The 21,623-nt window shown below is 39.9% G+C and carries 21 protein-coding genes and 5 tRNA genes; 9 read left to right on the plus strand and 17 right to left on the minus strand.

The window, feature by feature from the left end; all coding sequences use genetic code 11:
- Positions 1–7: 7 nt before the first annotated feature.
- The 13 genes from rplL to BJI48_RS00415 all read right to left on the minus strand — a co-directional run bounded on the left by rplL (position 8) and on the right by BJI48_RS00415 (position 5,012).
- Complete coding sequence (gene rplL, locus BJI48_RS00355) at positions 8–382, minus strand: 50S ribosomal protein L7/L12 (protein ID WP_095330657.1); 375 nt, start codon at positions 380–382, stop codon at positions 8–10.
- 17 nt (positions 383–399) lie between these two features.
- Entirely contained in the window at positions 400–882 is a 483-nt protein-coding gene (gene rplJ, locus BJI48_RS00360) for a 50S ribosomal protein L10 (RefSeq protein ID WP_095330660.1), read from the minus strand.
- A gap of 102 nt (positions 883–984) precedes the next feature.
- Positions 985–1,689 (minus strand): 50S ribosomal protein L1, encoded by a 705-nt coding sequence (gene rplA / locus BJI48_RS00365; RefSeq protein ID WP_095330662.1) that lies wholly within the window; start codon positions 1,687–1,689, stop codon positions 985–987.
- A 28-nt stretch (positions 1,690–1,717) separates the two neighbouring features.
- Positions 1,718–2,143: a 50S ribosomal protein L11 gene (rplK, locus tag BJI48_RS00370; protein WP_095330664.1), complete on the minus strand. Its 426-nt coding sequence runs from the start codon at positions 2,141–2,143 to the stop codon at positions 1,718–1,720.
- Between the two features lie 27 nt (positions 2,144–2,170).
- Positions 2,171–2,698, minus strand: coding sequence for a transcription termination/antitermination protein NusG (gene nusG, locus BJI48_RS00375; RefSeq protein WP_180763009.1), 528 nt, complete (start codon positions 2,696–2,698; stop codon positions 2,171–2,173).
- Between the two features lie 17 nt (positions 2,699–2,715).
- On the minus strand, positions 2,716–2,895 hold the full coding sequence (gene secE, locus BJI48_RS00380; protein ID WP_095297548.1) for a preprotein translocase subunit SecE: 180 nt from the start codon (positions 2,893–2,895) through the stop codon (positions 2,716–2,718).
- A 36-nt stretch (positions 2,896–2,931) separates the two neighbouring features.
- A tRNA-Trp gene (locus tag BJI48_RS00385) sits at positions 2,932–3,007 on the minus strand.
- Between the two features lie 17 nt (positions 3,008–3,024).
- Positions 3,025–3,183 carry a 50S ribosomal protein L33 gene (gene rpmG / locus BJI48_RS00390; RefSeq protein WP_095269274.1) on the minus strand — a complete coding sequence of 53 codons (159 nt, stop codon included), beginning with the start codon at positions 3,181–3,183 and terminating at the stop codon, positions 3,025–3,027.
- Between the two features lie 15 nt (positions 3,184–3,198).
- Positions 3,199–4,398 (minus strand): elongation factor Tu, encoded by a 1,200-nt coding sequence (tuf, locus tag BJI48_RS00395; protein ID WP_095330669.1) that lies wholly within the window; start codon positions 4,396–4,398, stop codon positions 3,199–3,201.
- A 112-nt stretch (positions 4,399–4,510) separates the two neighbouring features.
- Positions 4,511–4,585, minus strand: a tRNA-Thr gene (locus tag BJI48_RS00400).
- 53 nt (positions 4,586–4,638) lie between these two features.
- Positions 4,639–4,715, minus strand: a tRNA-Gly gene (locus BJI48_RS00405).
- A gap of 58 nt (positions 4,716–4,773) precedes the next feature.
- Positions 4,774–4,858 (minus strand) — tRNA-Tyr (locus tag BJI48_RS00410).
- Between the two features lie 78 nt (positions 4,859–4,936).
- Positions 4,937–5,012 (minus strand) — tRNA-Thr (locus BJI48_RS00415).
- Positions 5,013–5,281: 269 nt separating this feature from the next.
- Here BJI48_RS00415 and BJI48_RS09365 point away from each other — a divergent pair.
- The 6 genes from BJI48_RS09365 (at position 5,282) to BJI48_RS00440 (ending at position 13,406) form a co-directional block, all read left to right on the plus strand.
- Complete coding sequence (locus BJI48_RS09365; protein WP_180762996.1) at positions 5,282–5,449, plus strand: hypothetical protein; 168 nt, start codon at positions 5,282–5,284, stop codon at positions 5,447–5,449.
- Positions 5,450–5,633: 184 nt separating this feature from the next.
- Positions 5,634–7,868 carry a hypothetical protein gene (locus BJI48_RS00420; RefSeq protein ID WP_343286664.1) on the plus strand — a complete coding sequence of 745 codons (2,235 nt, stop codon included), beginning with the start codon at positions 5,634–5,636 and terminating at the stop codon, positions 7,866–7,868.
- Between the two features lie 63 nt (positions 7,869–7,931).
- Positions 7,932–9,329 (plus strand): mannose-1-phosphate guanylyltransferase/mannose-6-phosphate isomerase, encoded by a 1,398-nt coding sequence (locus BJI48_RS00425; RefSeq protein ID WP_095330675.1) that lies wholly within the window; start codon positions 7,932–7,934, stop codon positions 9,327–9,329.
- A gap of 283 nt (positions 9,330–9,612) precedes the next feature.
- Positions 9,613–10,725, plus strand: a complete 1,113-nt coding sequence (gmd, locus tag BJI48_RS00430; protein ID WP_095330679.1) for a GDP-mannose 4,6-dehydratase — start codon at positions 9,613–9,615, stop codon at positions 10,723–10,725.
- A 33-nt stretch (positions 10,726–10,758) separates the two neighbouring features.
- Complete coding sequence (locus BJI48_RS00435) at positions 10,759–11,718, plus strand: GDP-L-fucose synthase (RefSeq protein WP_095330682.1); 960 nt, start codon at positions 10,759–10,761, stop codon at positions 11,716–11,718.
- Complete coding sequence (locus tag BJI48_RS00440) at positions 11,697–13,406, plus strand: ABC transporter ATP-binding protein (RefSeq protein ID WP_257874329.1); 1,710 nt, start codon at positions 11,697–11,699, stop codon at positions 13,404–13,406. The genes BJI48_RS00435 and BJI48_RS00440 overlap by 22 nt, the downstream gene beginning before the upstream one ends.
- 505 nt (positions 13,407–13,911) lie before the next feature.
- On the opposite strand, the gene BJI48_RS00445 is transcribed toward BJI48_RS00440, so the two are convergent.
- The 4 genes from BJI48_RS00445 to BJI48_RS00460 form a co-directional block, all read right to left on the minus strand.
- Positions 13,912–15,144, minus strand: coding sequence for a hypothetical protein (locus BJI48_RS00445; protein WP_095330685.1), 1,233 nt, complete (start codon positions 15,142–15,144; stop codon positions 13,912–13,914).
- A 128-nt stretch (positions 15,145–15,272) separates the two neighbouring features.
- Positions 15,273–16,481 carry a hypothetical protein gene (locus BJI48_RS00450; protein WP_095330687.1) on the minus strand — a complete coding sequence of 403 codons (1,209 nt, stop codon included), beginning with the start codon at positions 16,479–16,481 and terminating at the stop codon, positions 15,273–15,275.
- A gap of 78 nt (positions 16,482–16,559) precedes the next feature.
- Entirely contained in the window at positions 16,560–17,744 is a 1,185-nt protein-coding gene (locus BJI48_RS00455) for an outer membrane family protein (RefSeq protein WP_257874330.1), read from the minus strand.
- A 52-nt stretch (positions 17,745–17,796) separates the two neighbouring features.
- The gene (locus BJI48_RS00460) at positions 17,797–18,918 is read right to left on the minus strand and encodes an outer membrane family protein (RefSeq protein ID WP_095330691.1); all 1,122 of its coding nucleotides are present in this window, start codon (positions 18,916–18,918) and stop codon (positions 17,797–17,799) included.
- Positions 18,919–19,091: 173 nt separating this feature from the next.
- On the opposite strand from BJI48_RS00460, the gene BJI48_RS00465 reads away from it, so the two are divergent.
- From BJI48_RS00465 to BJI48_RS00475, 3 genes are all read left to right on the plus strand, one after another.
- Positions 19,092–19,952 (plus strand): J domain-containing protein, encoded by an 861-nt coding sequence (locus BJI48_RS00465; protein ID WP_095330695.1) that lies wholly within the window; start codon positions 19,092–19,094, stop codon positions 19,950–19,952.
- 61 nt (positions 19,953–20,013) lie between these two features.
- A complete protein-coding gene (locus tag BJI48_RS00470; protein WP_095330699.1) occupies positions 20,014–20,376 on the plus strand; it encodes a helix-turn-helix transcriptional regulator in 363 nt (120 codons plus the stop codon).
- Positions 20,377–20,393: 17 nt separating this feature from the next.
- The gene (locus BJI48_RS00475; RefSeq protein WP_095330702.1) at positions 20,394–21,599 is read left to right on the plus strand and encodes a replication-associated recombination protein A; all 1,206 of its coding nucleotides are present in this window, start codon (positions 20,394–20,396) and stop codon (positions 21,597–21,599) included.
- The last annotated feature ends 24 nt before the right edge of the window (positions 21,600–21,623 follow it).

Consider the following 21,623-nt stretch of genomic DNA (forward strand, 5'->3'; position numbering starts at 1 on the left):
ATTCAAGTTACTTAACTTCAACCTTAGCACCAGCTTCCTCAAGTTTTTTCTTGAAAGCCTCAGCATCTTCTTTATTGATGCCTTCTTTTAGCGTATGGGGTGTGTTTTCAGTAGCTTCTTTGGCTTCTTTCAAGCCAAGACCTGTGATTTCTCGGACTGCTTTGATGACATTGATTTTATTCGCACCACTATCAAGCAAAACAACATTAAATTCAGTTTTTTCTTCAACCGCTGCAACACCGCCGGCAGCAACAGCTCCAGCAACAACGGTTGGAGCAGCGCTTACACCAAATTTTTCTTCAAAAGCTTTTACAAGTTCTGAGAGTTCAAGAACTGACAAATTCCCAATGTAATCTAAAATTTCTTCTTTTGTGATTGCCATAATGGCCTCCTTAATTTTTATTCTTGTTCTTTTTGTTTTTTAAGATTATCCAATCCGGTAACAAAATATCTCGCTGGCGCTGTCCAAACAGACAAAAGCATTCCAATAAGTTCTTCTTTGCTTGGCAACTTCGAAACTGCAATAATATGGTCGGCATCGACTTTTTCTTTGTCAAAACATCCAACTTTAGGCACAAATTTGTCTTTATTGTCTTGTGCAAATTTAGCAACCAACTTCGACAATGCGATCTGATCTTGTCCCCAAATGAAAATATTGGTATCTTTTAAATCCAAATCAGGATACTCCGCATTTTGCATAGAGATTTTTGCCAATGTATTCTTGACTACCTGAACCTTGATATCCAAGCTTCTAGCAGAACTTCTGAGTGCTTCTAGATTTCTAACGGCGAGACCTTTGTAATCACAGACAATCAACGCAGACGTATTGGCAAACTCTGATGTCAGATAGGCAACCATTTGATTTTTTTGAGTTTTGGTCATTCTTTCCTCCTTTCTAGACTAGACTTCGACAAGGAGTTTCAACAAATTAAGCAAAATGCCCTTGTGATCTTGAGTCTAAAGATAAAATCAAATATCTAATTTTTATTTAACGTCCATTAATTCTTGAGAATCTAATTTAACTGATGGGGACATCGTCAATGACAAAATGCCACCACGAATATATTTTCCTTTGGCACTTGCAGGCTTCAAGCGATTGACCGTTCGCAAAAGCTCCAACATATTTTCTTTAATTTTTTCTTCTGCAAAGCTTGCTTTCCCGATTGGAGCGTGAATATTGCCTTTTTTATCGACCCTGAAATTAACCTGACCACTTTTGGCATTTGTAACCGCTTTGGCGATATCCATTGTTACGGTTCCTGTTTTGGGATTTGGCATCAACCCTTTGGGTCCCAATATCCGACCAACTTTACCAACAAGAGCCATCATATCAGGGGTTGCAATAACCATATCAAAATTTAAATTGCCATTTTTGATTTCTTCTGCCAAATCTTCATCCCCAACCACATCTGCTCCGGCACTTTTCGCCTCATCAGCTTTGATACCCTTCGCAAAAACAGCAACCCTGACTTTTTTACCTGTCCCGTGAGGCAATACAACAGCACCCCTTATCATCTGATCGGCATGTCTTGGGTCTACGCCAAGCCTAAGAGCCACCTCTACCGTCTCATCAAACTTAGCAGATGCTAACGATTTGACAGTGCGGACTCCACTGCTTATGTCATATATACGATCGCTATCAACTTTTGAAAGCAAACCTTGTAATCTTTTGGCTACCTTTTTTTCCATACCATAAACTCCATCATATTATATTTAACTAATCAACGACTTCTACGCCCATACTTCTTGCGCTACCAGCGATGATATTTCTAGCAGCATCAAGTGTATTTGCGTTTAAATCTTCCATCTTAAGGGTCGCTATTTCTTCAACCTGTTTTTGGGTAAGTTTAGCGATTTTGTTTTTTAACGGATTATCAGAACCTTTCGTAATACCCGCAGCTTTTTTGATCAAATCTGTAACGGGAGGTTTTTTTGTGATGAATGTAAAACTTTTATCTTGATAGATCGTAATCACCACAGGGATATTAAAATTACCCATATCCTTTGTTTTCTCATTGAAAGCCTTACAAAATTCCATAATATTCACACCCCTTTGCCCCAAAGCAGGTCCAACAGGTGGAGAAGGGTTTGCCTTACCGGCAGGAATTTGCAATTTAAGTTCGCCAACAATTTTTTTTGCCATATTACTTCCTTAAAAGATATTTTTCAATCATACTATTTTTTCTACTTGTGAATATAGTATTTCTATCGGAGTATTTCTACCAAAAATAGAAACATTTAGTTTTAATTTTCTATGTTCAATATCATATTCCTCAACCGTTGCTGTAAAATTCGCAAAAGGACCTTCCACGATTCGGACAACTTCTCCGGGATCAAACGAGATCTTTGGCTTGGGTGCAGCACGATTCTTGACTTTTTCAAGAATATGATTAATATCAGCCTCACTCAGTGGTGTGGGCTTTTTACTTTCACCAATAAACCTACCAACCTTAGGGAGAGACTGTATCATATGCCAAAGAGCGGTATCTAAATCAACCTTGATAAAAACATAACCCGGGTATAAGCTTTGCTCGGTTACTTTATTTTTGCTCTTTTTGGAAACCTCAATAATATCCTCTGTAGGAACTACAATCTCTTTTAACCGATCACCAATGTTGTTTTCTTTGACAAGATTCTCAATTGCCCTTTTGACAGCCTGCTCGCTACCCGAATAAGTCTGTATAGCATACCAATCCAATGACATAAAATCTCCTATTACAGAATACTAGATACAGAAGCAGACAAAATAAGATCAACCAATGCTAAAAATAAAGTAATAATCGTTACAACTACAACAACAGATATAGAAGCATTTCTTATCTGTTCTTTGGTTGGGAAAATTACTTTTGATAATTCTTCTTTAGCTAATCGATAATATACGAATATTTTTTTCATAAAATCTCACTTCTAAATTATGCCCCGATTTAAAAATGGCAGGCCAGGAGGGACTCGAACCCCCAACACTCGGTTTTGGAGACCGACGCTCTACCATTGGAGCTACTGACCTATAAGCTAGGAAGAATCCTAGCTTTTCAGCTTAACTTCCTTATGGATAGTATGTTTATTAAGCCTAGGGCAGAACTTTTTGAGCTCCAGTTTTTCTGTATTTGTTTTAGCATTCTTTGTTGTGCTGTAGTTGATATCACCACATTCAGAACATTTCAGCCCTATTTTAACTTTCATATTTTTTTCCCAAATTTACTCAATAATTTTTGTTACAACACCTGCACCAACGGTCCGTCCGCCCTCTCTAATTGCAAACTTTGTTCCAAGTTCCAATGCAATCGGGCTAATGAGTTCAACATTAATTTTGATATTGTCTCCAGGCATTACCATTTCAACACCATCTGGCAATTTGATAGAGCCGGTTACGTCTGTGGTGCGCACATAAAACTGGGGTCGATACCCATCAAAGAATGGCGTATGCCTACCACCTTCCTCTTTTGAAAGGACATAAATTTCACCTTCAAACTTCCTGTGAGGCGTAATCGAACCGGGCTTACACAAAACCATCCCTCGGATAACATCTTCTTTTTTGGTTCCTCTCAAGAGAACGCCAACATTATCTCCAGCTTCGCCCTTGTCTAGCTCTTTTCTAAACATCTCAACACCTGTAACAGTGGTCTTTTGAGTGTCTCGAATACCTACGATTTCAACTTCATCGCCGACTTTTACTACACCTCTTTCAATCCTACCTGTAACAACCGTTCCCCTACCAGCGATAGAAAATACGTCTTCAACAGGCATCAAGAAAGTCTTATCTGTGTCTCTTTCTGGAGTTGGGATATAGCTATCAACTTCAGCCATCAATTTAAGGACTTTTTCGCCCCATTCGCCAACATTGCCACTCTTAGCTTCTTCTAATGCTTTCAAAGCAGAACCTGCAACGATTGGCGTATCATCACCAGGGAAATCATAAGCACTCAAGAGCTCTCTGACTTCCATCTCAACCAAATCAAGCAATTCTTGGTCATCAACCATATCTTGTTTGTTCAAAAACACAACAATATAAGGAACACCTACTTGTCGAGATAAAAGAATATGCTCTCTTGTTTGAGGCATAGGGCCATCTGCAGCAGAAACAACGAGTATCGCACCATCCATTTGTGCAGCACCTGTGATCATATTTTTTACATAGTCTGCGTGTCCAGGGCAATCCACGTGAGCATAGTGTCTATTTTCTGTTTCATACTCAATGTGAGAAGTCGCAATCGTGATACCTCTCTCTTTTTCTTCTGGGGCATTGTCTATATTGTCATAGTCTTTCATTTCAGCAAGACCCTTAAGAGACAAAACAGCAGAAATAGCGGCACTTAATGTAGTTTTACCGTGGTCGACGTGTCCAATAGTCCCAATATTAACGTGGGGTTTGTTTTTGACAAATTTTTCCTTCGCCATTTGTTTTCTCCTAAAATTAAAATTTGGAATTTGATTTTAATAAAAATGTTCTTACATTAACGTTAAAAAAACATTAAAAAACACAGGTATCAAAATCTTTATTTAGAAAAACTGGAGCCCATAAGCGGGATTGAACCGCCGGCCTCTTCCTTACCAAGGAAGTGCTCTACCACTGAGCTATATGGGCATCTTGGAGCTATAACGACACTATGATTAATAGAAGTTCAGCTCCCAGTAAATTGGAGCGGGAAACGGGGCTCGAACCCGCGACCCTCAGCTTGGAAGGCTGATGCTCTAGCCAACTGAGCTATTCCCGCATCTTAAAATTCAAAACCATAACTTAGCGCTATAAACCTTAAAAAGATTTAAAGTTAGTGGTGGTGAGACGTGGATTCGAACCACGGAAGACATAGTCAGCAGATTTACAGTCTGCCCTCGTTGGCCACTTGAGTATCTCACCAGACAACTAAAAGCTATAGCAAAAACTGGTCAAACACTGATTCAGAAGAATTCTGTTTTAGGGTTTGAAAAAACAATATGGAGCTGGTTAAGGGACTTGAACCCCCGGCCTGCTGCTTACAAGGCAGCTGCTCTACCAACTGAGCTAAACCAGCAAAAATATTCAAAAAAGGGTGGAATTATATAATCTTAGAAACTTTTTGTCAAGAGAATCTAGCCTATTTTTATTGCCTAGCAGATTTAAAACCAAATGCTATTTATGGCATTTCGATTATAGCCATATAAAAATTTAGGTAGCAAAAAACATCAGTTATCTAAAAATCTTCTCCATATTCATATAGTTTTAATAAAAATTTAAGTTTTATACATTTATAATTTTAATAAATATTATCAGTATTATAACTATAGATAAGGATCAAATAAAATGAAAAAAATCTTATTCGCACTAGGCATATGCCTCGTATTTTCAAATGCCCAAGAAGAAACAAATTCTATAAATGATAAAATAAAATCTTATAAACTTCCTCCGCTTACACTTGAAGGCAACAAAATAGATAATTATAATCTAACGGGGGGGGGGGCATATCGATGAAAGTTTTATCAATAATTTTCTTAGAGGCAATGGGGATATCACTTCATTACTCAAAATCAATCCCAATGTCGAGTTTGACAATCAACAATTAAGCTCAAAAACTCCGGGCGAAATCAGCCCTGCAGATATATCGATCAATGGCGCACTCTATTATCAAAACAACTTCCAAATTGATGGTGTAAATATGAACAATGACCTTGATCCTGCAAGCAACAATCCAAATAGCACCACAGATGTTCCAGGTCAATCGCAAGGTTTGGGGATAGATGTTTCTCTGATTAAATCGCTCAATGTTTATGATAGCAATATTTCAGCAAGTTATGGAAATTTTGAAGGGGGCGTGGTGGAGGCTATTACGAAAAATCCTGACAAAAATTTCAGCGCAAAAGCCTCTTATCAAACCACCGCTTCATCAATGACAAAATACCATATTGGGACGCTTTCACAAACAGACTTTGACAACTCCTTTGACCGAAGTGCGCAACCCGTATTTTTCAAGCAAATCATTCGTGCAAGCGCCAGTGGTCCTATCACAAAAAATTTTGGTCTCATAGCAAGCTTTAGCACCACCTTATCAACCATACCCCTCAAGCAATACAATGCAAAAATCTATGGCGAATCCACAGACAAAGACCAGCATCGCAATATTGCTAATTATTTTCTAAAAGCCACTTACAACCCGATAGAAAATCTCTATTTAGAATCTTCCATCATTTATGCACCTTCTGACAGCGAGTATTTCATTTTCAATGGGATTAATTCTGGATTTAATATCCAAACAGGGGGCATTCAAGCATCACTCAAAGAAAAATACATCTTCAGCTTTGCTAGTTGGAGCAACCATCTTAGCTTCTCAAATCTATCAAACAACAGAAAATCAGAGGCAAATTACTACAAATCGTGGTTTTATTCAGAGGAAAAAAACTGGTCGCCAAAAGTTGGAGAAAATAGCACAGAAGGCGCAAACGGAAATATAAAAGAAAATCAAATGGCATTAAATCTTAAAAGCGATTTAAACTTTGATGAAATTCGTATTTTTCATACCACCCACAACTTCAACACAGGAGTTCAGATAGGCTATACAAATGCGTATTATGAACGAGCGCAAGACCATCTGGTTGGCTCAAGCCAAAGACTCATCACAACAGCTGATACCAAGTGCGTTGAAAATGATTTTTGTTCTAATTCGCCCGTAAAAAGATTAAACCCTAGAACCAATACTTTCATTGAAACCCCCGGAGGGCAATTTTTTGGTATGGTTACCCTTTATGAAAAAGGCAAAATCAATCTAGACAACCTCAACTATGGTGCTTATATCGAAGATGATATGCAGATATGGCGATTTCACTTCCGACCGGGTTTGCGTCTTGATGGGGATACGTATATGCATAAAATCACACTTGCCCCCAGAATAGCCTTGCGCTATGAGGTTTTCAACAATCAATACGCAAATACCTCCATCATTGCAGGCTACAATCGCTATTATGGCAGGAATCTTTTTGCTTATAGGCTCTATGATGGCAGAAATGCTCTAAAGAAGCAATACACAAGGACTGCCGCCAATATAGACTGGCGGGATGGAACACTTGTGGTAAATAAAAGCAATACCAAATTCAGAGAACTTAAAGTTCCCTACAATGATGAATTTGTTGCTGGGATTTCTCAGAAATTTTGGCAATTTGAAAGTAATTTTAAATATGTCAGGCGAAATGGACGCGATCAAATCACAAAAGTGCATTCCTCTACTGCCAAATTACCCATTGACCCTGAGTATGATGCATTGTGTTCTAGCAAAACCTGCTTGCCACGATACGCCATCTGGACGAATAACGGCAAGAGCAATAGCGATATTTTTACCTTCAATCTCTCTACGACCAAGCCCCTAGAAATCCTCCATACCTATCATTCTATTATACTAGGAGCAGATTTTAGTATGATCCAGAGGGATTTTAATAGCTATGCAGAAAGCCTCAATAAAAGCCAATACCAAGATCCCTATATTCTTTATGATGGCAAAAAAATTCTTTACTCACAACGCCCTGCAAGCAACTTCGCAAAACCCTGGACAGGCAGAATCACGACCATTTCACAATTTAGTATTGCCCCTTTTAACTTCACTTGGACAAATTTTTTCAATTACTCTTCAGGCTATCAAGACATTGTTCAAGTCGCCTATGCCACGCCTATAGGGCGAAACCAAAAGCAAAGCGAAAGCGGGCTAGATGAATATGAAAAAGTAAGCTTTAGAGATTCATTCAACTGGGATACCCACATAGGCGCAGAAGTGAAAATGGGTGGCAAAAACAAGCTATTTGTCAATCTTGATATTTATAATCTCCTAGACAATATCAATATTGTCCAAACCAATGTTTATCAACTAGGAAGGCAATTTTGGATAGAATTCGGCTATAAATATTGATATAGTTTTAATCCATAAAGCTATACAATTGAAGAAATTTCACTCCGGAAGGGAAAAATTCTTATGACAATAGCCATACTTTGTGGGGGTTCAGGGACAAGATTGTGGCCACTTTCACGATCATTATTGCCCAAGCAGTTTGTCCCACTTTTAGACAATCAATCATTTTTCACACAAACATTGCTGAGAAATATCCCCATTATCGAGGCTTTCGGGGGGCATTATCAAATCATTGCCAATCAAGATCATTATTTTCTCGCCCAAGACCAAGCCAAAAAAGCCGGTGTCAATATCGCAAACTATATCTTAGAATCCATCGGCAAAAACACCGCACCAGCGCTTGTTTTTAGCGCATTAGATGCGATCAAAAATTATGAAGAAGATGAGATTATTTTGGCATTGCCTAGCGATCATTTGATCAAAAATACCCAAAACTACCAAGACGCTATCAAAAAAGCTGTGCAATACGCCCAAGCAGGCTATCTTGTAACCTTTGGTATCAAGCCATCAAGCCCCCATACTGGCTATGGCTATATCCAATGCAAAAACAACGAAGATGTCGAAAAATTTGTCGAGAAACCCTGTTTGGAGCTTGCCAAAACCTATCTTGAAGAGAAAAATTATTTTTGGAATAGCGGGATGTTTTGTTTCAAGGCTTCCTGTTTGCTTGATGAAATGCAACGTTACGCAAAAGAAATCTATGAAATCTGCAAAAGTGTTTATGAAATATCCAAAAAAGATGGGCAATACATTCGCCTAGACCCTGAAATATCAAAACAAATCCCTGATATCAGCATTGATTATGCCCTGATGGAAAAAAGCCAAAATGTCAAATGTGTCATCGGGGATTTTTGCTGGAATGACGTAGGGAGCTTTGAATCCCTCGATGAAGAATGGGAAAAAGACGAAAATGGCAATGCTTCCAAAAGCACGCTCATCGCCACAGAAAGCAAAAATAATTTTGTCATTTCAGATAAAATTGTCGTTACCATTGGGGTCGATGATCTCATCGCTATCGATACAAATGACTCGTTACTTATCACCAAAAAAGGGCAATCCCAAAAAATAAAAGATGTCCTCAAGCAACTCAAAATCTCCCACCCCAATCTCGCCCAAATCCACACAACCGCCTATCGCCCGTGGGGAAATTACACCGTTTTGCTCGAATCCCCCAACTACAAAATCAAACAAATCATTGTCAAGCCCAAATCCCGCCTCAGCCTGCAAAAACATTTTCATCGCAACGAACACTGGACCATAGTCAGCGGGAGTGCTGTGGTTACCATCGGGGAAAAGCAAATCTTTTTGAAAGCCAATGAATCTACCTATATCCCGATGGGGCAGCTCCACCGCTTGGAAAATCCAGGCAAAATCGATCTGGTAATCATCGAGATACAAGTTGGGGAATACCTTGGTGAAGACGATATTATCAGGATTGAAGATGATTTCAAAAGGTGCTAACGACACACAAAACCCATCTAAAGGATGCATTAACAAAACCTTAGAAAACCCACTCCCCGCAAGTTAAACAAGTGGCATAAGCACAAAACAACATTGGGGCGAGAGAATCAAAATCCCTTAAGAATGCAGGGCGATTTATCCTGATAGTGAGTTCAAATTTGTTGGCAAAACAAACCGAGCAAGCATATAATCAAGCCAATGCCGTTAAATATGTTAAAATAAGGCAAAATTTTTATCCCGACCCAAAAGATCTCAAATAAAAACATTAAACGAAAGGCACTAGATGAAAGTCGCATTGATTACAGGTATCACCGGACAAGACGGGGCTTATTTAGCAGAATTTTTACTCAAAAAAGGCTACCAAGTCCACGGGATCAAACGCAGAAGCTCACTTTTTAACACCGATCGTATCGATCACCTCTATCAAGACCCCCATATTCACAATCGCGATTTTATCCTCCATTATGGCGATATGACCGATTCGATGAATCTCACACGCATTATCCAAGAAGTCCAGCCCGATGAAATCTACAATCTCGCAGCAATGAGCCACGTAGCCGTCTCATTTGAAACCCCCGAATACACCGCAAATGCCGATGGTATTGGGACTTTGAGGATTTTAGAAGCTGTGAGATTGCTAGGCTTAATCCAAAAAACCAGAATCTACCAAGCCTCAACAAGCGAACTTTTTGGCAAAGTAGCAGAAATCCCCCAAAAAGAAAGCACCCCATTTTACCCCCGTTCTCCCTATGCGTGCGCCAAGCTTTATGCCTATTGGATCACAATAAATTACCGAGAAGCTTATGGGATTTTTGCAAGCAATGGCATTTTATTCAATCACGAAAGCCCGATTCGTGGCGAGACTTTTGTAACACGAAAAATCACACGGGCTGTGGCAAAAATTGCCTTTGGACTTCAAGACAAACTTTATCTTGGGAATCTCTCTGCCAAGCGGGACTGGGGACACGCCAAAGACTATATTCGGATGATGTGGATGATACTCCAAGCCCAGAATGCCGATGATTGGGTTATCGCTACAGGCGTTACGACAGAAGTGCGTGAATTTGTCAAGATGGCGTTTGGAGAAGTGGGCATTACGATTGAGTTCAAAGGCGAGGGCATAGATGAGAAAGGCTACATCGCCCAATGCGAAAACAAAGATTTCCAGCTCCCTATTGGCAAAGAAGTCGTCTGCGTAGATGCTCGATATTTCCGCCCTACAGAAGTCGATCTGCTCATTGGCGATGCTAGTAAAGCCAAAAACGAATTGGGTTGGATCCCTGAATACGATCTAAAAACACTCGTAAAAGAAATGATGTGTGCCGATCTCAAACTAATGCAAAAAGACAAATATCTCCAAGATGGCGGTTATGAGATCTTGAGTTATTTTGAATAAACCCCTCAAAAGCTTTTAAAACCAAGGAAAAAAATGGATAAAAATTCTAAAATATTCGTCGCTGGGCACAAAGGATTGGTAGGTTCAGCTATTATTAATGCCTTAAAAGCAAAAGGTTATGACAATCTCATTGTAAAAACCCACGCCGAGCTTGATTTGTGCGATTTTGCCCAAACGCAAGCCTTTTTTGAAAAAGAAGCCCCTGAATATGTTTTTTTAGCAGCTGCAAAGGTCGGGGGTATCTATGCAAACAATCGCTACCGCGCTGATTTCATCTACCAAAATCTTTCTATCCAAAACAATATCATCTATAATGCCTACCAGCACCAAACAAAAAAACTCTTGTTTTTGGGCTCAAGCTGCATTTATCCCAAAAATGCCCCCCAGCCCATCAAAGAATCCTACCTGCTTAGCAATGAACTTGAATACACAAACGAACCCTACGCTATTGCCAAGATCGCAGGATTGAAGATGTGCGAGGCTTTTAATCTCCAATATGATTGCAATTTTATCGCCGCAATGCCTACAAATCTCTATGGGGAAAATGATAATTTTGATCTGGAAACCTCCCACGTCTTGCCCGCTTTGATTGCAAAATTCCACCAAGCCAAAACAAACTCCGCAAATTCCGTAACTCTGTGGGGCACTGGCGCGCCTAGGAGGGAATTTCTCCATAGTCTTGATATGGCAGAAGCTTGTGTTTATATGATGGAAAACATCGATTTTAAAGACCTAATAAAAGAATCCCAAGAAGTCAAAAATACGCACATCAATATCGGTTATGGAAGCGATATTAGTATCAAAGAGCTGGCTTTGTTGGTGCAAAAAATCGTGGGCTTTGAAGGCGAAATCATTTTTGATGCCTCAAAACCTGATGGCACGTATCAAAAACTCCTAGATTCCTCAAAACTCAATCAACTCGGCTGGCGACCCAAAATCACGCTTGAACAAGGTATTCAAAAGGTATATGAATGGTATCTAAAACAAAAATGAAAAAAAGTATTTTTTTTGGCAGTATAAAAAAATTCCGCCAGCTTATCAATCGGAGAGATAAAATTATCATTATCTTTTTATTGATTGCGACCATTTTGCTTTCAGTCATCGAAACATTTGGTATCAGCATTATTATGCCATTCATCACATTTGCCAGCACGCCGGATATGATTTTTCAAAACAAGATTTCAAAATTTATTTATGATTTTTTTGGCTTTGGTTCAACATTAAGTTTTATGCTTACTTTTAGCTTTGGATTGATTGTTTTTTATATCTTCAGAGCATTTTACAATATTGGCTATACCTACGCCATCAACCGCTTTGCTTTCAGAAAATACCATTATTTTTCTTACAAACTTTTTTGCAAAAATATGGATCTGACCTATCTGGAATTTACCAACAAAAATGCCGACAAGATTCGGAGTGCCATCGTTTCTGAATGCCTTGTGGTTGCCAACTCTATCAATCATATTTTGATTATAGTTTCAGAAATTTTTACCGTCTTGCTTTTGTATGTTCTCTTGCTTTTGGTGAGCTGGAAGATGACGATCGTTTTGAGTGTGATTTTGGGGATCAAGATACTATTTATCACAAAATGGCTCTCCAAAGTCATCAAAAATCAAGGCGATATCCGTGTGCAAATGGAAGAAAGATTTTTTAAAATCCTCTCAAAAAATCTGGGAAATTTTAAGATTATCAAACTCAAGGGCAATGAAGAAAATGTTTATGAAGCCTTTGATGATACGGGCAAAAAACGAGCCAATGCCCAAACCATCTATCAAGTCGTCGGGCAGATCCCTAAAAATATCTTAGAAACCGTGGGTTTTGGTATCCTCATTGGAAGCGTGGCATATGTGCTTTATCAATACAATGATGCCAGTGCCGTGTTGCCTATCATTTCGATGTATGCCTTAGCGCTCTATCGTATCTTACCCTCCATAAATAAAATAATGCAAAGCTATAGCTTTGTAGCTTTTTGCCAAAAATCCCTCGATGTCATCTATAGTGAATTGACTTACAAAAACCAAGAAGAAGGGAATGAAAAACTTGATTTTAACGATAGTATCACACTCAAAAATATCACTTTTGGCTATACACCCCAAAAACCTATTATCAAGGATTTTAACCTCACTATCCAAAAAGGTGAAAAAATCGCTTTTATCGGTCCAAGCGGGGCAGGAAAATCGACGCTCATTGATGTGATTATTGGCATCTATGAGCCTGATTCTGGGGAAATCACTATCGATAAAACCAAGCTCACAAACAAAAATATCAAAACGTGGAGAAAAAAAATAGGCTATATCCCCCAAAGCATTTATTTGTTTGATGGCAGTGTCGCAGAAAATGTAGCTTTTGGGAGCAAAATAGACAAAGACAGGCTGATTTGGGCGTGCAAAATGGCAAATATTTATGATTTTTTGATGGAGAAAGATGGCTTGGATACGCTTGTAGGCGATGGGGGTATCAAACTCAGCGGGGGGCAAAAACAACGTGTTGGGATCGCAAGGGCAATTTATGACAACCCTGAAATCCTCGTGCTTGATGAGGCTACAAGCGCCCTAGATACGGACACGGAGACAAAAATAATGGATGAAATCTACAAAATCGCCAAGGATAAAACCCTCCTTGTCATCGCCCACAGACTCAGCACCATCGAAAGATGTGAAAGAAAAATCAAAATAGGGTGATAAACACCCTGCTATAGTTTGGAAATTTGATACGTTTATATTTTGCCCAACTCGCTGTTTAAAAGCCCAAATCCTAAAGATTGCTCGCACCAAATAGCCCTCATTCGTTCTTAAAATCGCTTCTCACGCTGGAGTGATGAGTTTGTGTATTCAAGACAAGCTGCATAGGTTTTATCAAGATTTATAAAGAAATCCAAAAACTATTTTCTAACAACAAAAGCCAATGATTGTATTTAAAAAATATTTTACCCGTTTGCGTGGTTATTTTATAGCTTTGTGGCATATTACCCCACGCCTATGGTTTTTATTACGACCTTATGAATCTTAAAAACAATTTCAAAAAGTCAAGTCCTTTATCATTTCTTTAGGATTTACAAGTCTTGAAAAGGATTTTACACGATAACAACACACAAGCAGAATATGAATCAATAGTATCAAAAACAAGGGGATAAAGCACTAAAATCAATCGCCCAAATAGGATAGAAACACCCTATTTGGAAAATACTTAAAAAGAAAGTTTGCTAAACAGCACTAAGGAATTAGCATTTTTTGAAAGAGAACCGCCAGAATTTACATAAGCACCCCCAACATCCAAAGCAGCGTCCTTGCCTTTATAGGCACGATACATCGTTGCCAAAGAAATTTCATTATAAGACCCGCCGGCATAGAGAAAATCGATCTTGAATTTATCGGTATCATAGCCTAAAAAGACATAACCCGAGTAAGCCCCTCTAGCCAGATAATTCGAAGACCCCAAGCCATTGACATATTTTCCATAAAATCTCATTTTGTCATTCACTGACCAAATGCCTGCCCCGCTATCAACCTGATAATACCCTGCCCCAGCCTTAAAAGCCTGGTATTTCAACTCTTCTTCAATCAGCACCAGAAACGTATTATCGCCTTTGCTTTTTGCATTAGCAGTATCATTATAGGGCAAATTGCCATAAACCCCTATAGAAACATTTCTAGCTTCCGTATTTTGGAACATAAATTTCAACGTTGTAGTGGCTTTGAAAGAATCATTAGAATAAGTATAACCAGCGTTGAAGCCCGCTTGCAAAAGACCTTTATTATTATAAACACCGCCGGCTGAAACAACATTGGTATTATAGAGAACATACGGATTGAAGCTAAAGCCGGATGCTTTAAATCCAAGACCCCCAGACAAAACCTCTCCACCGATAACTTTTTCTTTGATTGTGGGATTGTAAGTTTTCATCCAGCTGAGTTCTGAACCATATCTGCCTAGCTGTTTCCCAAGACCAAGCTTTGAATCCATCAGGGTTCCCCACACATCAAAAAACCCACTTGTATAGCGAATCGCACCCCCTTGGATGGGTCCAGCTATCCAATCTGATCCGATAAACTCATCAGACATAAATCTACCCAAAGCAAACTTGAATCCCTCATTGCCATACCGCACATACAAATCAGAAAAATCTCCCAAATCGGTATAGTAAGACTTTGAATAAGCCTCTGAACTATAGAAAAGAGGAAGCACAGCGACCACACCCGCACCAGAACTCCAGCCAGAACCCATATTCCAACTCACACCAACCCGTGATTGAAGACCCGCATAAGAGCTTTGTGCGTTGCTACCTGCTGTCTCGGTATTGTGTAGCCCTTGATTATAAAATCCAGCGACCCAGCCAAATTGCTTGAGCTCCATCGCATTACTCAGGCTAAATCCCGCCACAAGCGCTAACACCATCGAACCAAAATATTTTTTCTTCATTCTCACTCCTTTTTGTTACGTCTGATTGAGACGAGGAATATTACAAATAATCAAAAAGAATTTTTTAGACTTAAGTCAAGAATAAAGAAGCGACCATCCGAAGATGGTCAGAAGAAAATGAAGCGTGTTTAGAAAGAAAACTTAGCAAAAACAACCGCATTATTTTGCTGTTTTTGCTTGGATTGGAAACCATTGCTGACATAGCCCCCACCGATTTGAAGACCCATATCGTTTTTCATCTCAAAAACATTCCAAGAAATAATCGCAGAAAATTCATTATAATCGCCATTGGCATAAAGCAAATCAAAATTCACGACTTTTGTCTCAAGTCCAGCAAAAGCATACCAACTGCTTTCATTAGAGCCAAAATAATAATTACTGCTATTGCCAGTCAAGTATCTCCAGCCGTAGAATCTACTCTTATCATTGATGGCATAAATACTATTGTGATTGCCCACGCTATACCAGCCCGCACCTACTTTGACCATATTTTTAAAGCGGAGTTCTTCATCGAGCCAAATTAGCGTTGTGTCATCTTTATTGACATCTAAAATATTCTGCCACAAAAATCGGACTGATGAAATCGACTTGATACCATTATCATTGCCTAATTCAAGAGCAACTTTAGTTCCTGCTTGGATCATTGAATGATTGGTATCATAATAGTTACCACCCAACCAATAATGCACAAATGGATCGATCTTTAAAAATCCTAAATCAATATTAATCCCGCCGGCAAAAAGATCTCGGTTGCCGATGTCAAAGTGATTGAAGCTAGAAGAATATCTATTGAACCTGCTAAGCTCAGAGCCAAAACGATTGGGTTGATAACCAAAGGTAGAATAATCATTCACCCAAGTAGCCCAAGCACCAAAATATTTGGTATCCCATTTTGCAGCCACCCCTTGGGTATGCCCGACTATCCAATCAGAATCCAAAAATTCATTATCAAAACGACCCACTGCAAGCTGGATCTCGCCATCATACTTCACATACAAATCAGATAAATCAGCATAATCGGTGGTATACATATGTTGGGCATAGTTATCATTTGTCCCAAAAGCTTTTTGGGGAGCGCCATACACAGGGAAAGCCCCCCAGCCTGCCGCACCAATATGGAGATTTCCAAATCCCACATCCACGCCTAGTTGTGCGGTGATACCGGCATAATCAGCATTTTTATTTTTGCCATCTTTGGCATCAATCATTTTGTTACCATCGCCAAAACCCTTGTCAAAAAAGCCTCCGATATGCCCAAAAACATCAAAATCCGCTGCTCCTGCTCCACTCAAAAGAACTCCTGCTAGCGCAATCGATCGAACAACTTTATTTTTCATTTCACCATCCTTAATAAACAAGTTTTGTTAGATAATTATCAAACATTTCTATATCGACCAATTTACATCTTGTTTGAATCAATATGAAAATTTTCCAAAAAATAGCAACGAGCTATCACCGATACCATTGGCAACTTTTGAAGAATGCGAATAGACATAGCCCCCGCCGGCATTAAATCGCATATTCCGATAGTGCCACAACTTATAATCTGCCATCACAGAATATTCCTGATAGTTTCCAAATGCCACCATCGCATCGACACGGACCTTATTAGTCTCTAAACCACCAAAGAAATAACCCGTGATCGTAGCATTGGCAAAATAAACCGCTGGCACACCCGGAGAGTTGATTCCCCTGCCATAAAATTTCGTCCTATCAGCAAATGTCCAAAGCGAGCCTTTTTTGTCTGCACCAGGAACGGCATAAAAGCCCGCACCAAAATTAAATATTTTGTGCTGGAAAGTCTGATCAATCCAAATCAACCCTGCAATATCATCCCCAGCCAAGCCATCAGTATCGCCATATTGAAACATCCCACGCAAAAGCGTCGTGGATTTGAACTCCTTGCCAATATTAGTCGCATACCCTGCTTTTGCTCCAACCTGGACCAAAACCCCTTTTGTGCGTGTTGGGAGCTGGGTATCAATCAGCACAAAAGGAGAGATACGAAACCCCTTATACGTATAATCCACCCCACCAGCGATCACCTCCCCGCCAACTATGCCTGTCTTTGCACCCGGATTGTAAGCGACCAAAGCATTCAAATCCGTAGCAATCCGATTGCCTTGTTGCCCGCTGGTTTGATAGCCATTATAGAGCATTGAATCCATAAAGATTCCCCAATAGTTCATCTTTCTGTCGTGAATTTTGATAGAAGCCCCTTGCACATTGCCGGCAATCCAGTCAAATTCAAGGAAATTGGTGTTATATCTCCCAAGGGCAAATTTAAGCTTTTCGGTATCATAACGCACATAAGCATCCGAAATATCCCCGCTGTTTGCGTAAGGGGCATTACTATCCCTATAGCTAAACACGCTCCAAGCCCCAATCGCTCCAAGCCCTAAGCTCCAATTATTATCAAGCATAAAATTTGCTCCCGCCCGTGCATTGAGCCCGATATAGCTATGCGGGGCAGATTGGATACCTTGATTGTATAAAACACCCAAATAACCAAACGGATCGACGGTTACCTCGAGTGCTTTGGCAAAGTGAATACCCAACAAACTAAACGAAAGCATTGAACTGAAAATAATTCTTTTCATAAAACTCCTTTACACTTTTTGAGATTTTAAACTAAATTATAACCAATTGAAACTAAAAACTATATTGAATAAACCCGCGTCCCATTAAATAATCTTTTGTCCCGCCAAAATATCCAGTTGCATCAGTTTGATTAAACATTCCTAAAAGCCCAAATCCCAATTCAATGCCTTTTTGAAGATTGAAATTGACTTTAAGATCCCAGTTCAAGATATTTTTGTTATTGATAAATGTTCCCCTCATCGCCCCATACAACGAGAGATAGTGCGTTATTGATGCAGAAGCAAATCCATAAGCAGTTACCGCATTGCCATAAAACATCCCCACGGTCCTTTCAAACCGCGTATGCTGTCCAAACGCATCAATTCGATTTGCCCCAGCCCCGCCCCCAACGGTTATGATACCAACACCACCCTCCAAGCCATTCCACCCTACTAACCCTTCAGCCCAAACCAAGCCACTACTGCTAGATTTGCCATAATATCGCTTGTCTGCGACATAAGAAAGCAAATGGATATGGCTATCAAAATAGATCCCTGATTTGAGTGGCAAATGCAATTCAACTTTTAATCCCGGAGAAATAAAAAATCCCGGTGCGATATAAAGATAGGGCTTGATTTTCACAGGGGCATTGGGTATTTGGATATCACCACGAAACAAAAGCGCACCCGACCAATCAAACATTTTTCTAAAATCACTCAAATAATAATTCGTTACCCAAGCATTCCGAAGCGCCCACACAAAAGACAGCGAGATATTCTCAAATTTATCATAAGAAACGCTTAGACCCTCAGTATCGTGGGTCATCCACTCTTCATCAATATCATAACGCCCGAGCTTCAACTGGAATTTTTCATATTCATTATAAAAATCAGCATAAACCCGAGAAATCACAAAAAATTCTTGCGCACGCTTAAAATCCCCTCCCCTTGCCTCATAGAGTTTGGGGACCAACCAGGCTTGCGCACCAATCTTATAGCCCATAAACCTTTGGCTATCATAGGATAGCGCCATATTCAAATCCCCATAAGTAGGATCTTCTTTTGTTGATTGCTGGAAAAAAGCCCCGATATGCCCATTGATAACGCCTTTCATCAATGCTTCTTGGGGAGTTCTAGGACCTGCTGAAAAAACAATACTTCCATACAAACAACACAAAACAAGCTTCCTAAGCATTCATATCCTTTTATCTCAATAAGCGACAATAAGACTTCTTGATAATTTAATCTATACCCTAGCAAAAAGGATTCCACAATCCGATCGAACAAAATCAATATGAATAAAGTTGATTGACTTATACTAAACTTTTATGATACAATAAAACTCAAACAAACTATCTGGAGCATTCGATGAGTAAAAGTTTATATGAAACTCTTGATGTCAGCGAAAATGCAACGGCTGATGAGATCAAAAAATCTTACCGAAAACTAGCGAGAAAATATCATCCCGACATCAACAAAGACAAAGAAGCCGAAGAAAAATTCAAAGAAATTAACGCTGCTTATGAAATCTTGAGCGATGAAAAAAAACGCGCCCAATACGACCAATTTGGCGACAATATGTTCGGCGGGCAGAATTTCAGCGATTTTGCCCGCTCACAAGGGGGATCAGGTATCAATCTCGATGACATTCTCTCACAGATTTTTGGCAATGGCGGGGGGTTTAGCTCGGGGGCAAATAGCTTTGGATTTGGCGGTGGTTTTGGCTTTGAGCCTGATTTGGATATCCGTGCCAATCTCACTATTCCTTTTGAAACAGCCGTGCTTGGGGGAAAACACCATATCAATATACAAAATGATAGCTTTGATATCAAAATCCCCGCAGGCATCCAAAGTGGCGAAACCATTCGGGTCAGAGGAAAGGGCAAGGCTGGCAGAGCGGGCAAAGGGGATTTGTTGCTAAAAATCGCCATCGCTGATGATGGCACATATTCACGAGATGGTAATGATTTAACCAAAACCTTTGATCTCCCGCTAAAAATCGCACTTTTTGGGGGGAAAGTCAGTATCCCCACCCTGCACAAAGAAGTCAGTCTCAAGATCCCAGCCAATACGAAAAACGCCCAGCGATTCCGTATCAAAGAGCTGGGGGTCAAAAACAGAAAAACCGGTCAGATGGGCGATTTGTATCTCAAGACAAACATCGTGCTACCCCATACAGACACCCTTTCTGATGAACTCAAAAAAACCCTTGAGGAACAATTGCCCTAAGGTTTTCTTAAAAAATGGAAGCAAAAAACGAGGAAAAAAATATTGAAAGGAAACAACCCCAATGTATAGCTATGATGAACCCGTGTATCTTATCAGCGTTGTTGCAAAAATACTTGAAATCCACCCCCAAACACTCAGGCAATACGAAAAAGAGGGCTTGATCGAACCAGGTCGCACCGATGGAAAAATGCGACTTTACTCTCAAAGAGACATCGACAAAATCAAAACCATTCTCCGCCTCACCCGTGATATGGGGGTCAATCTCGCTGGGGTGGATATTATCTTGCGCCTCAAAGAAAAGCTTGATGAACTCGATACCATCAATGAAGAATTGCGCTCAAATCTCCAAAAAAAATCCCATACCACCAGCAGTAACGTAAGTATCAAACAAAGCTCGTATGAACTTATTTTGTTTAAAAAATAATATTTAAACGGCGTTTTATGAAAAATCTAGCCAATCTCTTGCGTCCAAAAACCCTTGAGGCATTCATCGGGCAAAGCCAGATTATCGGGCAAGATACCCCCCTAAAAAACGCCATAGCAACAGGGAATTTCCCGCATTCATTTTTCTGGGGACCTCCTGGCACAGGCAAAACCACGCTCGCAAGATTGATCGCACAAGAGTTGCAAAGACCTTTTTTGCAATACAATGCCACGCATTTCAAGCTCGAAGAATTTCGCCTCGCACAAAAGCAATACCAAAACGCACTCCTAAAACCCGTTATTTTTATCGATGAAGTCCATCGCCTCAGCAAAAACCAACAAGAATGCTTGCTTCCCATTATGGAAAATCACGACGCACTGATCTTGGGTGCAAGCACAGAAAATCCCTACTACAGCCTGACAGGGGCGATTCGCTCCCGTGCATTTTTGTTTGAATTTAGCCGACTAAAAACCTCTGAAATGGATCAAGTCTTGCAAAATGCCCTCAAGCATTATCCCTATCCCATCGAAGAAGAAGCCAAAGATTACCTCATCAGCTCAAGTGGTGGGGACGCTCGTGCGATGCTTAATCTATTGGATGTCGCAATGAGTGGGGTGGTTGATGAGAAAAATCAAAAAACCCCCATCACCATCACCACGCTCAAATCCCTACGCCCAACTAGCCTCAATGACGGCAGTAGCGATGATGACACGCATTACAACCTAGCGAGCGCATTGATAAAATCTATCCGAGGCAGTGATGAAAATGCCGCACTTTATTATCTTGCCCGATTGATTTGCGGGGGCGAAAATCCTGAATTTATCGCCAGAAGACTGGTGATTTTGGCAAGTGAAGACATCGGTAATGCCAACCCCAATGCGCTCAATCTCGCCACCTCAACAATGCTAGCGGTATCTAAAATCGGCTATCCTGAAGCCAGAATCATCCTCTCACAATGCGTGATTTATCTGTCCTGCTCACCCAAGTCAAACAGCGCTTACACCGCTATTAATGACACTATAGCCACCATCAATAAAGGTGAGATTCTCCCTATCCCAAAAAACATCCTCCCCCATTCAAAAACCTACCGCTATCCCCACGATTATGGTGGCTGGATCGAGCAAAAATACCTACAAAAGCCCCTCGTTTTCCTCAAGCACACCCAAAAAGGGTTTGAAAAAAATCTCCACGATTGGATAAAAAAAATCAAAGGCAAAACTTGAATTTTTTGGCAATATGGGTCAAAA

Source organism: Helicobacter sp. 11S02596-1 (assembly GCF_002272825.1).
Taxonomy (GTDB): Bacteria; Campylobacterota; Campylobacteria; order Campylobacterales; family Helicobacteraceae; genus Helicobacter_J.